The sequence below is a fragment of the Vibrio sp. LaRot3 genome (assembly GCF_027587025.1).
In the GTDB taxonomy this organism is placed as follows: domain Bacteria; phylum Pseudomonadota; class Gammaproteobacteria; order Enterobacterales; family Vibrionaceae; genus Vibrio.
Map to the genome: position 1 here is coordinate 249,308 of NZ_JAPPTI010000003.1, position 14,638 is coordinate 263,945.

Consider the following 14,638-nt stretch of genomic DNA (forward strand, 5'->3'; position numbering starts at 1 on the left):
GAAGATGTACTGGTAGTGATTTCCCAAGGCTGAGTTTACTTATCGCCTTGTTCTTACGCCAAATGCTTTGAAGAAATCTTTCAGTGTTCAATGCGAGCTTGGTCATCGCTTTGTTTTAGAGCTGAAATGATAGATACAAAAATGCCGCTTCATGATTGAAGCGGCATTTTTATTATTAGTGATTTAAGCTTTCAGTTCGCGTTACTTTTTCTTCTTCGCGACTTTCTTTTTGCTTTTAGCCGCAGACTTTTTCTTGTCGTCTTTCTTCTTGTTCTTTTTCTTGAACACTGGCTTTTTGTGCTTTGGACGCAGTTCTTTAATGAAGCGTTCTTTAATGTCTTCTTTCACGTAACGAGCCACGCGGTCTAGCATTGGCTGATCGTGCGCTTCTACTAGAGAAACAGCATTACCTTTTTTACCTGCGCGAGCGGTACGACCAATACGGTGTAGGTAAACATCAGCGCTGCGTGGCATGTCGTAGTTAATTACATGGCTTACGTCTGGCAAGTCGATACCACGAGCCGCAACGTCAGTCGCCAGTAGAACGTTTACAGTGCCATCACGGAAACGAGAAATCGCATTGTTACGGCGATCTTGAGGCATTTCACCTTGAATCCATGCACACGGAATTTGCGCTTTTTCTAGTTCAATGCGAAGCTCAGCTAGGCGCTCACGTGTTTTTAGGAACACGATTGAACGTTCAGCTTGTTCCGTCACAATCACTTTTAGTAATGCGAGCTTGTGCTCCATCGTGTCTGCGCGGTGATACCACTGAGCGATCTTCTTACGTTCACGACGAGAAGGCTCCGCATCGATCTCTGCTGGTTCTTTAAGAAGATCCGCAGTAAAGCCTTCAACGCCTTTACCTTCTAATGTTGCAGAGAACAATAGCGTTTGCTTACGCCAGCGACATTCTTGAGATAGGCGGTCGACGGTTGGGCCAAAGCCCATGTCTAGCATTCGGTCTGCTTCATCTAAGATAAGCCATTCAATTGCGCGGCAATCAAAACGCTCAGCGTTGATGTACTCCATCAGACGGCCAGGCGTTGCTACGACGATATCTTGAGTGGTCGATAGAATATCTGCGTGTTCTTGGTACTGAACACCACCAGTGATAGTGAAGATGTTTAGCTTAGTGTGTTTGGCTAACGCGCGCGCTTGATCAGCGACTTGCATGGCAAGTTCGCGAGTTGGCGTCAAAATAAGTACACGAGCAGGCCCCGGCTTACGACGTGGGAAGTCTTGTAGGTATTGAAGAGCAGGCAATACGAATGCCGCTGTTTTACCTGTACCCGTTGGCGCAGAGGCTAAAATATCACGACCGTCTAATGCTTGCGGGATCGCTTGTGCTTGCACTTGAGTTGGGCGTTCATAACCCATTTCTTCAATGGCAATGAGCAGGTTTGGATCTAAATCGAGTTCTGCAAAATTTTTGATCACAGTAGAGTCTCCACAAGCCGTTTTGGCGTGATTCCTAAGGATGAAAAGTTAGGACGTAAAAATAAGGCTGCATAGTATAGTGCGTAAGGTGATTAGGATCACACCTTATTTGCTACATCTTCAAATAAAAATCTTTAGTTAAGGCAATAAAGTCCTCAGTGTAACCCAACTTGTTGCGAATGGTTAACTGCTGCTGACGGGTTGTAGTGCTGTGAGTTAAGGCCAATTCGATCAGAAGTCGATTGACGGGTTTAGTCTCAGTAGGGCTAATTTCACAGCGTCTATTAAGAGCAAAGCCCATCTCTAGCGCTAGGCGAATAAATTCTTCTCCCTCTGTTATCGGCAAAACAAAGCTAGCATTACCGCTTTCTGAAAGCAGTGACTTACACTTCTTCAATAGATCAATATGGCTCAGGCTGTCGGTATGCCTTGCTGTTGCTCTTTGTTGGTTATTCGCTTGTTCACCGCTGTTGAAGTAGGGCGGGTTACAAATAATGGCGTCAAACGGATGTTCAAACGGATGACTGAGTAAGTTGCAGTGCGTGACATTTAGACGTGCTAACCAAGGACTGTTGCTGAAGTTCAAGTTTGCGGTGTTCGCCGCTTCCAAGTCGATATCAATCGCTTTTATTTGAGCATGGGGATTTCTTTGTGCACACATTAGTGCCAACAATCCAGTGCCTGTGCCGATATCGAGGATTGAGTGGGCTTGTTGAATGTTTGACCAAGCACCTAAAAGTACCCCGTCGGTGCTGACTGGCATGCCGCATTGTCCGCCATCAATCTCGAACTGTTTGAATCTAAAGCCTTTTGTTTTACGAATTTCTTTGCTCATTAATTGTTCTGAAAATAAATTGATATAAAGTGATATTTACTGTTGTGGATCTAATGTATAGATATATGTTCTATTTATATAATGTTTTGTTGTGAAATTGTTTAGTGTAAAACACTGGTATAAATTTCTCACGTAGTGATAATCACTGCTTTTTGCTCTAATGTGTAAATTTATATGGTGTTTTTTGCTTTAGTGTTGCGGATAGTTGTGTATTTAGTCATTATTCTTTTCTAAATTATATAGCTCAGAGGGCATTTTTGCTCATCTAGGCAGACACAACATCTATCATTAAAGTAAAGGTTAATCTGTGAATCAGACGTTAAAAATAACAGATATTCTTGCGTTGGGCTTTATGCTTTTCGCGTTCTTTTTGGGTGCAGGCAACATCATTTTCCCACCGCCAGCAGGTCTACTTGCCGGTGAAAATGTACTTTCTGCGATGACAGGTTTCTTATTAACAGCGGTAGGTCTTCCTCTAATTACCATCGTTGCTATTGCTGTTGCGGGTGGCTCTTGGGAAAAACTGACTCAAGATATCCCGGCTAAAGCAGCAGTCTTGATGACTGTGCTTATTTTTATCATTATCGGCCCTGCTTTTGCTGCGCCTCGTACTGGCCTTGTGGCATACGAAATGGCAGTAATGCCTTTCTTTGCTGACGTTCAGCAAATGCATTTGACCATCTTCTCTATCATTTTCTTTGCAGTCGCGATGTCGTTCTCGTGGTCTCAAGGTAAGCTGATTGATGTGATTGGTAAGGTACTAACGCCAGTACTATTTATCGGTTTAGTGATCTTGGCTACAGCGGTATTTTTGAACCCTCAAGGTGAAATTGTGGCAGCTCAAGGTGAATACTTATCTCACCCGCTACAAAAAGGTTTCCTAGATGGTTACAACACCATGGATACCTTTGGTGCGCTGATGTTTGGTACTTTGATTGTTGAAGCAATCCGCAATAAAGGCATTACTGAGCAACGTGCGACGGCTAAATACCTGATCTTTGCTGCTCTGATCGCTGCTGCGGGTCTAGCGTTCGTTTACATCTCGTTATTCTATCTAGGTGCGACAAGTTCAGCGATTGCGGCTGGTGTTGAAAGCGGTGGTGCAATTCTAAGTCTATACGTTCAAGCGCTATTTGGTCCTTACGGTCAAATCGTACTGTCAGTGATTGTATTGCTTGCATGTTTAACAACGGCAATTGGTCTAATTTCAGCGTGTTCTGACTACTTTAGTTCACTAACGCCTATTTCTTACAAAAAATGGGTATTAATCAACGGCGTAGCATGTGCTGTTGTCGCTAACGTTGGTCTATCTCAGCTAATCACGCTATCTATCCCAGTTCTATTCGCACTTTACCCAGTAGCGATTGCACTGATTGCATTGACGTTCATCCGTCATAAGCTGCCAAACCCTCGTGTGGCTTACCCTGTAGTGATGTTAGTAGCGTTGTTATTTGCTCTGATTGATGCGGCTAAATTCATTGGTGCTGACGTTTCTGCTCTGGATATGTTGCCATTATTTGATGTAGGTATGGCTTGGTTGCTACCAACAGTAGCTGCAATGATTTGTGCCTTTTTCATTAGTAAGTCAAATGAAGTGAATCTAGAGCGTAAAACTGCATAAATTCATCATCGAATAAGAATAATAATCCCCCGTCACGTCAAGCGTGGCGGGGGATTTTTTATTTTTGTTTATCGAATGCCTAATAAAAAATTCCTGTATCTTCATCACAGTTTTCAGTACAATTCCTCGGTTAAATTCTACTCATAGATATTGAGCAACCATGTTTGAAATCAATCCTATTAAAAACCGTCTGCAGGATGTGTCTGAGCGCACAAGTATCCTGAGGGGGTATCTTTGACTATGACGCCAAGAAAGAGCGTCTAGAAGAGGTCAATGCAGAACTAGAACAACCGGATGTATGGAATGAGCCTGAGCGTGCACAAGCACTAGGTAAAGAGCGTGCATCACTAGAAGCGGTTGTTGAAACGATCGATCAACTTGAACAGGGTGTGGAAGACGTAGATGGTCTTTTAGAGCTGGCTGTTGAAGAAGAAGATCAAGAAACTTTTGATGAAATCGAGCCAGAGCTGGCTGAGCTTGAAGCAAAACTTGAGAAACTAGAGTTCCGTCGTATGTTCTCTGGTGATCACGATGCTTCAGATTGTTACATCGACTTGCAATCAGGTTCCGGTGGTACAGAAGCTCAAGACTGGACTTCAATGCTGCTACGTATGTACCTACGTTGGGCTGAAGCGAAAGGTTTCAAAACTGAAGTTATTGAAGTATCAGAGGGCGAAGTTGCTGGCCTAAAAGGCGCAACTGTGAAGATCTCTGGTGAGTACGCTTACGGCTGGCTTCGCACAGAAACGGGCGTTCACCGCTTGGTTCGTAAGTCACCATTTGACTCAAGCGGCCGTCGTCATACTTCATTTGCGTCTGCATTTATCTACCCAGAGATTGATGACAACATCGAAATCGATATCAATCCATCTGATCTGCGTATCGACGTATACCGTGCATCAGGTGCTGGTGGTCAGCACGTTAACACCACTGAGTCTGCGGTACGTATTACCCACGTACCAACCAACACAGTAGTGCAATGTCAGAATGACCGTTCTCAGCATAAGAACAAAGACCAAGCGATGAAGCAGTTACGTGCGAAATTGTTTGAGTTAGAGATTCAAAAACAGAATGCTGAGAAGCAAGCGAACGAAGATGCGAAATCGGACATCGGCTGGGGTAGCCAAATCCGCTCTTACGTATTGGATGATTCGCGCATTAAAGATTTACGCACCGGCGTTGAAAACCGTAATACTCAAGCGGTTCTTGACGGCGACTTAGACAAATTTATTGAAGCTAGCCTAAAATCAGGCCTGTAAGCTTTTCACCGACCAACGACAGGATACATCGAAAATGACTGATGCTGTTCAAAACGAAAATCTACAAGAAGAAAACAAGCTGATTGCTGAGCGCCGCGCGAAATTGGATGAGATCCGAAAGAGCTGCAAAGCAAATGGCCACCCAAACGACTTCCGTCGTGATGCACTAGCGGGCGACCTAGAGAAAGAGTTCGGTGAGAAGACGAAGGAAGAGCTAGAAGAGCTTAACCATGTAGTGGCAATTGCTGGTCGTATTATGGCTAAGCGTGGTCCATTCCTTGTTATCCAAGAGACTTCTGGCCGCATTCAGGCTTATGCTGCAAAAGACGTACAGAAAGAGCTTAAAGAGAAATACCAAGGTCTTGATATCGGTGACATCATCGGTGTTAAAGGTGCGCTGCACAAATCTGGTAAAGGCGACCTATACGTAAACATGGAAGAGTACGAGTTGCTAACTAAAGCACTTCGTCCACTACCAGAGAAGTTCCACGGTCTAACTGACCAAGAGATGCGTTACCGTCAACGTTACGTAGATCTTATCGTGAACGAAGACTCTCGTACGGCATTTAAGATTCGCTCTAAGCTGATCTCTGCGATTCGTCGTTACATGGAATCTAAATCGTTCATGGAAGTTGAAACACCAATGATGCAAGTGATTCCTGGTGGTGCTTCTGCGCGTCCATTCATCACTCACCATAACGCACTAGATCAACAAATGTTCTTACGTATTGCTCCGGAGCTTTACCTAAAACGCCTTGTTGTTGGTGGTTTTGATCGCGTATTCGAAATTAACCGTAACTTCCGTAACGAAGGTCTTTCTCCTCGTCACAACCCAGAATTCACAATGATTGAATTCTACATGGCGTACGCAGACTACAAAGATCTGATGGACCTAACAGAAAGCATGCTAAGTTCAGTAGCGCAAGAAGTGCTAGGTGCGACATCAATGCCTTACGGTGACCAAACGGTTGAGTTTGGTGGTCAATACGCGCGTATGACTATGCTTGAAGCGATCAAACACTACAACCCTGATCACGCTGATATTCAAGCGCTAACAGAAGAAGGTGTTCAAGATCGTGAGCTAATGGTTTCTATTGCTAAATCACTAGATATCTACGTAGAGAAGTTCTGGACATGTGGTCAGCTACTTGAAGAGATCTTTGGTGAAACAGCTGAACCTCAGCTAATCCAACCTACATTCATCACTGGCTACCCAGCGGATATCTCTCCACTTGCACGTCGTAGCGATGACAACCCATTCTTCACAGACCGCTTTGAGTTCTTCATCGGTGGCCGTGAAGTTGCGAATGGTTTCTCAGAGCTTAACGATGCAGAAGACCAAGATGCTCGCTTTAAAGCGCAAGTTGATGCAAAAGATGCAGGTGATGATGAAGCAATGTTCTACGATGCAGACTACATCACTGCACTAGAGCACGGCCTACCGCCTACAGCTGGCCAAGGTATCGGTATTGATCGCCTAGCGATGCTATTTACCAACACGCACACTATCCGTGACGTGATCCTATTCCCAGCGATGCGTCCTCAAGCGTAATCGGTACGGAAATAACCTTGAGTTGACTAGCAAAACCACCTTCGGGTGGTTTTTTTATACCCAAAATTCTGTCGTTAATGATGCTTAGTCACAGTTTATTTGCAGCATTTAGCATGACCTGGCAGTGAATGTATGCGGCATTAGTAACCTTTGTTACATGTTTTTTCTGAATAGGAATCGCAGAACAATTTGGTGAAAACATAATTTGCGACTATGTCTTAATTTTGAGACAGATTATTATCGTCAGCCCCTTATAGTGTATCAACTTTGTTGATGTGCTCATGGCGGCACTAATAATTATAAAATGATTAATATAAGGAAGAAGTTCAATGGGTAGTCAATTCCGAATGGATTCTGTCCCTGGCTCGTTGATTGTGGTTGGTGGTAGTTATGAACCATGGCTATCAGTATTAGAGCAAGTAGGTTGGCGCTGTACTCAATGCGCAGATTTACGTAAAGCAAATACGCTCTTTGCTGAAACCGGCCCTTGTATTGGTGTAGTTGATTTAAGTCACGATGAATTTAGTTTAAATGGCATTGCTAATTTGGTTAGTAACCACAAGCAAGTTCGTTGGATTGCTTTTATTCGAGAGTCACAGTTAAGCTCAGATACGATCTGTCAGTTCATTGTGAACTTCTGTATCGACTTTTTTACCGCGCCAATTCCAGATGCTCAACTGCTTAGTACCATTGGGCACCAACTTGGTATGCTCAAACTCGAGAAAAAAGTCTGGCCTCACTATGGTAACAACAACGATATGGGGCTGATTGGTGAATCAGTGCCAATGAAGCGTCTACGTGATCAAATTAAGCGCATTGGTCCAACTGACGTCAGTATCTTAATTTATGGGGAGAGCGGCACTGGTAAGGAGACCGTAGCGCGCGCTGTCCATAATACCTCAGCTCGCGCGCAGAAAGAGTTTCTTTCGGTGAACTGTCGTGCCATGTCTGAGCGTCGTATCGAAAGCGATTTGTTTGGTATTCACCGAGAAGACAGTTCAGAACCTTCGATTTTAGAAAGAGCAGATGGCGGAACGATATTGCTCAACGATATCCTCACACTGCCGAGATCACAGCAGCTGAATCTATTGCGTTTCCTTCAAGAGGGAACAGTGGAAACAGAAGAGGGTCGTAAAGAAGTGGATGTACGCATCTTGGCTGCGAACTCCGCTGATATTGAAAAAGCGTTGATCGATGGTGACTTCAATGAAGAGCTGTACCACTACATCAATGTATTGCGAATTAATGTACCAAGCTTGAAAGAGCGCGCTGGTGATATTTCTATTTTGGCGCGTCATTTCTTAATGGAATACTCCAAAGAATATAACGCACAAGCGCGTAGCTTTACTGAAGAGGCGACTCGCGCGTTAACCCGTTACCATTGGCCGGGTAATGTTCGTGAGCTAATGAACCAGATTAAACGCGTGGTGTTAATGTCTGACACTGTGATGCTTGATGAGCCGCATTTGGACTTACCAAAGCGCAGTGATGGTAAACGTAGCCTGAAAAGCATTCGTGAACGTAGTGAACGTGATGCTTTGCTATTGGTGCTTGAATCCCACTCAGGGCAAGTTTCAATGGCAGCGAAAGAGTTAGGTGTTTCGCGTGCAACCATGTATCGATTGCTCAATAAGCACAATCTTATCTCAGACACGACTGTGTAGCGCTGGATCATCCATAAAACAAAAAGCCAGCTCAATGAGCTGGCTTTTTTCATCTTCGGCTATCAAGCAGAGGTTAGCTTGCTGGCTTTAGACCTGAGTTGATATCTAGAATGTCTTGTTCGCTTAGTGTGCCAACCGCTTGGCGAAGTTGTAGAACACTTAGGATGTAATCGTAACGAGCATTAGATAGGCTCTTATTCGCATCGTATAGGCGGCGTGTTGAGTCTAGTACGTCAACGATAGTACGAGTACCAACATCGAAACCAGCTTCTGTAGCTTCAAGAGCTGAGCGCGCTGATACCACTGTTTGCTCGTAAGCACGTAGTGCACCAATAGATGCGCTGATGTTGTTGTTAAACGCACGCACATCTTTTACTACGCTACGGTAAGCAGCTTCAAGATCTTCACTAGCAGCTACGTAGTTAAATTCAGCTTGCTTAGTTTTTGAAGTGATTTTACCACCTGTGTATAGCGGCACTGCTAGGTTAACACCAACTGTAAAGTTGTTGGTTGTGCCATCCGAGTCAGCACTGCTTGAGATGTCGCCGTAGCTGTAACCGCCATCTAACGTCAGCGATGGTAGGTGGCCAGAGCTTGCTAGTGAAATATTATCTTTAGCAATATCTTGCTTGATACGAGCACTCAGTAGGCTAAGGTTTTTCTCTTGAGCTTCTTGAATCAGCGTATCGATTGCTGTTTGAGTTTTGCTTGCCGAGAAACGAGCAGTATCAAGTACATCAAGGTTTGAGTGTTCTTGACCTGTGATTTCACGCAGACCTTCGTAGCTGTTTACTAGGCTGTTTTCTGCCAGTACTTCATCAGCTAATACTGCATCGTACTGAGCTTGCGCGTCATGTACGTCAGTGATCGCTGATAGACCGACTTCGAAACGTTGCTTAGTTTGCTCAAGTTGGCGGCCTACGGCTGCTTTCTCGGCACGAACGAATTCTAGGTTGTCTTGCGCACGTAATACGTCAAAGTAAGCGGTCGAAACGCGTAAAATTAACGCTTGCTGAATAGATGCATAGCTTGCATCTGCTTGGCGAGCGCTTTTTTCTGCCGTATCAAGTGAAATCCAGCTTGAACGTTGGTAAAGCTCTTGCGAGAAGGCAATGCCTGCTGTCAGTGCGTTCTGGTCGTTATCGCGATCTGGCGCATTTGCTGCGTCTAGATTGGTTTCGCCACGAGTTAAGTTGTAACCCGCAGTTAAGCTGATTTGAGGAAGTAATGGCGCGCGGCTCTCTTCGATAGCTTCAAAAGCTGCGTCTTTATTTGCAGCGGCGCTAAGCAGCGTAGGATCGTTTTCTTTTGCTTGGTTATAAATGTCTGCCAGCGTATCTGCCCAAGCAGAAGTGCTGAGACTACCTAATGCTGCACTGATGAATAGTGGAAGCAATTTTTTCATGGGTTTGATTCCTGCCAAATTAAAATTGAGTTCTATTGTTCAAGAGTTTAACTCATATTGATGCTAATTCACTCTAAACTTTGCATTCTTTTACACTTAATTGTCCATCTGTGCAATAAAAACCACTTCGATTTAAAAATAAATATAAATTTTGTATAAAAAGTTGAAGTAGGTCGATAGCGCATTAATAAGTCTACAAGTAAACTATAAGGTTCACTGACAGAGGTGCCAAATGCAACAGTCTGAAAAACAACCCACTCAGTTTACACCTGAAGATGTGGAAATAATCTCAAAACAAACGCTGTTCCAAGGTTTTTTTAAAATGGTGAAGTACCGCTTTAAGCATAAGTTGTTTGAAGGTGGTTGGAGCCAAGAGATTGAACGTGAGATGTTTGAGCGTGGTCATGCAGCGGCAATGTTGCCTTATGACCCGGTACGAGACCAAGTTGTACTGATCGAGCAGATCCGAGTGGGCGCATTAGAGCATGCTCACCCTTGGCAGCTTGAGATTGTTGCAGGCATCATTGACCGAGATGAGCAAGCGGAAGAGGTTGTTCGTCGTGAAGCCGTTGAAGAAGCGGGCATCGATGTATCTCGTCTTGAAAAGGTCACGTCTTATTATCCCTCCTCTGGCGGATGCTCAGAGATGCTTGATGTGTATGTGGGCGAAGTCGATGCCAGCACCGCGCACGGCGTACATGGTTTAGACTATGAAGGTGAAGATATTCGCGTTCATGTCGTGAGCAGAGAGCAGGCCTATCAGTGGGTGGTTGATGGTCGTTTTGAAAACGGCGCATCAATAATTGCTTTGCAATGGTTGCAACTTAATTATCAGCATTTGAAGACCGAATGGGACAACTAGCACCAAACAAACCGTATCATGTTGATTTAACAGAATTGATGCGTGTATATGAAACGAATTATGCCAAGCTCAATGCCTTGATACCGCAAAGAGCAGAGGTAGGAGATGTTCGTTGCTATCAAGCTGCTAGTATGTCGTACCAAATACAGGTGGGAGAAGTCACAAAGTACACAACTTTGGTTGATATTTGTCAAAGTGATGACGTTCCTGTGTTTCCATTGCCAAAAATGTCTGTCAGGCTCTACCACGATGCTCGTGTGGCAGAAGTATGCAGTAGTGAATACGTTAATCGAGTTCAAGCTCGATATGACTACCCGAATGACAAAATGGTTCAAAAGGATGAAAAAGCACAATTGAACCGTTTTTTAGGTGATTGGTTATCGTTTTGTCTCAGACATGGTATTAGCCGAACACCCTTAAATATCTAGGTTTTTATTTTGAAAGTGACGTCAAGTTCAGCAGTGAAAGACAGCATCAAATTACTCCAAATTACCGATACTCATTTGTTTGAAAATGAGGATGGATGTTTGTTGAGCGTCAACACGAATGGTAGTTTTGAAGCGGTCGTCGAAGCGATTCAAAATACTGATTTTGAATTCGATGCAATTCTTGCCACTGGTGATATTTCTCAAGACCATACTGATAAATCGTACCAACGCTTTGAGCAAGGGATTGTGCCTTTACAGAAGCCTTGTTACTGGTTGCCGGGCAACCATGACTACAAGCCAAGCATGGACTCTGTTTTACCATCTCCGCAAATCATTCAAACCCAGCACGTTATGCTTGGTGAGCATTGGCAAATGATTTTGCTCGATTCTCAAGTTGTTGGTGTGCCTCACGGTCGCTTAAGCGATCAGCAGCTTGAATTACTAGATCGAAAGTTAGCAGAGCACCCTGACAAACACACCCTTGTGTTGCTTCACCATCATCCCATTCTTGTGGGCAGTGCTTGGCTCGATCAGCATACGCTTAAAGATGCTGAACATTTTTGGCAAGTTATTGAAAAACACAATAACGTTAAGGCGGTGTTGTGTGGCCACGTGCACCAAGATATGCAGGTAGAAAAAAGCGGCGCGATTGCAATGGCAACGCCATCGACTTGTGTCCAATTTAAGCCGAACAGCGATGACTTTGCACTGGATGAAACGTCCCCTGGTTGGCGTGAGCTTGAGCTTCATGCTGACGGTCGTTTTGATACACGTGTTAAACGTTTAGCGAAAGGCTCGTTCTTACCGAATTTTGACTCTACAGGTTACTAAGCATGAAACCGTCACTACTCCTTTATATCCATGGCTTCAATAGTTCTCCGCTTTCTCACAAAGCGAATGTGATGAAGAGTTATTGTGAGCAGCATCGTCCGGATATCAAAGTCGTAGTGCCTCAATTGCCTTGTTTTCCTAAACAAGCGGCGGAGCACTTGTTAGCTTTGGTTGGGCAATACCAAGCAGACTATCAGATTGGCTTAGTGGGCAGTTCGCTCGGCGGATATATGTCGACGTGGCTGAATAATCAGTTTGGCTTTAAAGCGGTTTTGGTAAACCCTGCGGTGAAGCCATATGAGTTACTTATTGATTATCTCGGCGAGCAAGAAAACCCATATACTCATGAACGTTACTTGCTTGAACCGCACCATATTGATGAGCTTAAACAATTGGATGTGAATGTATTGAAGCAGCCTGAAGATTTTTGGTTGTTGCAGCAGACTGAAGATGAAGTACTCGATTATCGCCAAGCGGTAGCGAAGTATGCTGACTCTAAACAAACGGTTGAGCAGGGTGGTGACCATAGTTTTATCGACTTTGAGCGATACCCTGAGCAGATTATCCAGTTCTTAGCACTGTAACCCATGAAATAAGCGTTTCTCGTTTTCTTCACTCATAGCCATAATTTTCTCGACTTACCCATATCTCTGAGGGAAGAGTCATAAATTTGCGAGTTACTCACCTAACTCGCTTGACATGAACAGGTCTCTTCCAGACTATGTTCTCCCTAGACTATTGCAGTTGTAAAACGCTGATAGATTCAGCGTTTGAGTCAATATTTAGCCGAATAGACACAATACTTACTCAGTTGCCTGCAAAGTGACCAATTAAATCTCTACGACGATATTCCGTATTATGACTGAACAATATAATGCTGGGGCCATTGAGGTTCTTAATGGCTTGGAGCCAGTACGTCGCCGACCAGGGATGTATACGGATACAGCGCGCCCGAACCACTTGGGCCAAGAAGTTATCGATAACAGTGTCGATGAAGCGCTAGCCGGACATGCCTCAAAGGTACAAGTTATTCTTCATGCTGACCAATCATTAGAAGTAATTGATGATGGTCGAGGCATGCCCGTGGATATTCACCCTGAAGAGAAAGTCTCAGGGGTGGAGTTGATTCTATGTAAGCTTCACGCTGGTGGTAAGTTCTCGAACAAGAACTACCAGTTCTCAGGTGGTTTGCACGGGGTAGGTATCTCGGTTGTGAATGCGCTGTCTAAGCGTGTTGAAGTGACAGTACGTCGTGATGGTCAAGTGTATGAAATTGCATTTGAGCATGGCGATAAAGTTTCTGACCTGACCGTGACAGGTACTTGTGGCCGTCGCAACAAAGGTACTAGCGTACACTTCTGGCCAGAAGCGAAATACTTTGATTCGGCTAACTTCTCTGTAACTCGTTTGGTGAATAACCTACGAGCAAAAGCCGTTCTTTGTCCAGGCTTGGAAATTACCTTTAGCGATAAAGTAAATGGTAATGAGCACAAGTGGCTGTACGAAGATGGCCTAAATGATTACTTAGCGGAAGGCGTAAAAGGCTTCCCTGTTTTGCCCGAAGCTCCATTCGCTGGTGAGTTTTCTGCGGAAACTGAAGCGGCCAATTGGGCGGTAATCTGGCAGCCAGAAGGCGGTGAGATGATCACCGAAAGTTACGTTAACTTGATCCCTACGGCTCAAGGCGGTACGCATGTTAACGGTTTACGCCAAGGTCTATTAGATGCAATGCGTGAGTTCTGTGAATTCCGCAACCTACTGCCTCGTGGTGTGAAGCTAACTGGCGATGATGTCTTTGACCGTTGTTCTTACGTGTTATCGGTGAAGATGCAAGATCCGCAGTTCGCGGGTCAAACTAAAGAGCGCCTATCTTCTCGTCAAACCGCTGCATTTGTTGCTGGTGTTGTAAAAGACGTGTTCAGCTTATGGTTAAACGAACGTCCTCAATTAGCTGAACAGCTAGCTGAAGTGTGTATTGCCAATGCTCACCGCCGAATGCGTGCGAGCAAAAAGGTGGTGCGTAAGAAGGTTGCTTCAGGCCCTGCACTACCGGGTAAGCTGACGGATTGTTCAGTACAAGACTTAAACCGCACTGAAATTTTCTTTGTCGAGGGTGACTCGGCGGGCGGTTCTGCAAAACAAGCACGTGATCGTGAGTTCCAAGCTGTGATGCCACTGCGTGGTAAAATTTTGAATACTTGGGAAGTCTCAGCTGACCAAGTGCTTGCATCTCAAGAAGTTCATGACATCTCTGTTGCTTTGGGTATCGACCCGGACAACGATAATCTTGAAGGCTTACGTTACGGTAAGATCTGTATCCTAGCCGATGCGGACTCGGATGGTCTTCATATTGCTACTCTACTTTGTGCGCTGTTTACTCGTCACTTCCGTGCTCTTGTGGAAGCGGGTCATATCTATGTGGCAATGCCGCCTTTGTATCGTATCGACTGTGGCAAAGAAGTGTTCTATGCCCTTGATGATGACGAGAAAGATGGCATCTTAGAGCGTCTATCGAAGAAGAAAGCCAAGATCAACGTACAGCGATTCAAAGGTTTGGGTGAAATGAACCCACTTCAGCTGCGCGAGACCACCATGGATCCAAACACACGCCGTTTGGTACAGCTAACTATTGATGATAGCGAAGCAACCATGGAAATGATGGATATGCTGCTTGGTAAGAAACGAGCAGACGATCGTCGCTCTTGGTTACAAAGCAACGGCGATATGGCAGAGGTTTAACG

The 14,638-nt window shown here is 44.6% G+C and carries 12 protein-coding genes; 9 read left to right on the plus strand and 3 right to left on the minus strand.

Features of this window, described 5'->3' with window-relative positions:
- Positions 1–201: 201 nt before the first annotated feature.
- Positions 202–1,440 carry an ATP-dependent RNA helicase SrmB gene (gene srmB / locus OH461_RS10025; RefSeq protein WP_270020475.1) on the minus strand — a complete coding sequence of 413 codons (1,239 nt, stop codon included), beginning with the start codon at positions 1,438–1,440 and terminating at the stop codon, positions 202–204.
- Between the two features lie 112 nt (positions 1,441–1,552).
- A complete protein-coding gene (locus OH461_RS10030) occupies positions 1,553–2,275 on the minus strand; it encodes a tRNA1(Val) (adenine(37)-N6)-methyltransferase (RefSeq protein WP_270020476.1) in 723 nt (240 codons plus the stop codon).
- A 307-nt stretch (positions 2,276–2,582) separates the two neighbouring features.
- Between OH461_RS10030 and brnQ the strand changes: the two genes are divergently transcribed.
- From brnQ to vpsR, 4 genes are all read left to right on the plus strand, one after another.
- The gene (brnQ, locus tag OH461_RS10035; protein ID WP_270020477.1) at positions 2,583–3,896 is read left to right on the plus strand and encodes a branched-chain amino acid transport system II carrier protein; all 1,314 of its coding nucleotides are present in this window, start codon (positions 2,583–2,585) and stop codon (positions 3,894–3,896) included.
- A 160-nt stretch (positions 3,897–4,056) separates the two neighbouring features.
- Positions 4,057–5,155, plus strand: a protein-coding gene (prfB, locus tag OH461_RS10040) for a peptide chain release factor 2 (protein WP_270020478.1) whose coding sequence is annotated in 2 segments (ribosomal slippage) — positions 4,057–4,131 and positions 4,133–5,155 — 1,098 coding nt in all. Because the reading frame shifts where the segments join, the coding sequence is not laid out codon by codon here.
- Positions 5,156–5,189: 34 nt separating this feature from the next.
- Positions 5,190–6,707, plus strand: a complete 1,518-nt coding sequence (gene lysS, locus OH461_RS10045; protein WP_260259814.1) for a lysine--tRNA ligase — start codon at positions 5,190–5,192, stop codon at positions 6,705–6,707.
- Positions 6,708–7,036: 329 nt separating this feature from the next.
- Complete coding sequence (gene vpsR, locus OH461_RS10050; protein ID WP_270020479.1) at positions 7,037–8,371, plus strand: cyclic-di-GMP-binding transcriptional regulator VpsR; 1,335 nt, start codon at positions 7,037–7,039, stop codon at positions 8,369–8,371.
- Positions 8,372–8,444: 73 nt separating this feature from the next.
- On the opposite strand, the gene tolC is transcribed toward vpsR, so the two are convergent.
- Positions 8,445–9,776, minus strand: coding sequence for an outer membrane channel protein TolC (gene tolC / locus OH461_RS10055; protein ID WP_270020480.1), 1,332 nt, complete (start codon positions 9,774–9,776; stop codon positions 8,445–8,447).
- Between the two features lie 232 nt (positions 9,777–10,008).
- Here tolC and nudF point away from each other — a divergent pair, with 232 nt between their 5' ends.
- From nudF to parE, 5 genes are all read left to right on the plus strand, one after another.
- Positions 10,009–10,638 (plus strand): ADP-ribose diphosphatase, encoded by a 630-nt coding sequence (nudF, locus tag OH461_RS10060; RefSeq protein WP_270020481.1) that lies wholly within the window; start codon positions 10,009–10,011, stop codon positions 10,636–10,638.
- Positions 10,626–11,066, plus strand: coding sequence for a DUF1249 family protein (locus OH461_RS10065; RefSeq protein ID WP_270020482.1), 441 nt, complete (start codon positions 10,626–10,628; stop codon positions 11,064–11,066). Before nudF ends, OH461_RS10065 begins: the two co-directional genes overlap by 13 nt.
- A gap of 9 nt (positions 11,067–11,075) precedes the next feature.
- Positions 11,076–11,897 carry a 3',5'-cyclic-AMP phosphodiesterase gene (gene cpdA, locus OH461_RS10070; RefSeq protein WP_270020483.1) on the plus strand — a complete coding sequence of 274 codons (822 nt, stop codon included), beginning with the start codon at positions 11,076–11,078 and terminating at the stop codon, positions 11,895–11,897.
- 2 nt (positions 11,898–11,899) lie between these two features.
- Complete coding sequence (yqiA, locus tag OH461_RS10075) at positions 11,900–12,481, plus strand: esterase YqiA (RefSeq protein WP_270020484.1); 582 nt, start codon at positions 11,900–11,902, stop codon at positions 12,479–12,481.
- 274 nt (positions 12,482–12,755) lie between these two features.
- On the plus strand, positions 12,756–14,636 hold the full coding sequence (gene parE / locus OH461_RS10080; RefSeq protein ID WP_270020486.1) for a DNA topoisomerase IV subunit B: 1,881 nt from the start codon (positions 12,756–12,758) through the stop codon (positions 14,634–14,636).
- Positions 14,637–14,638: the final 2 nt, after the last annotated feature.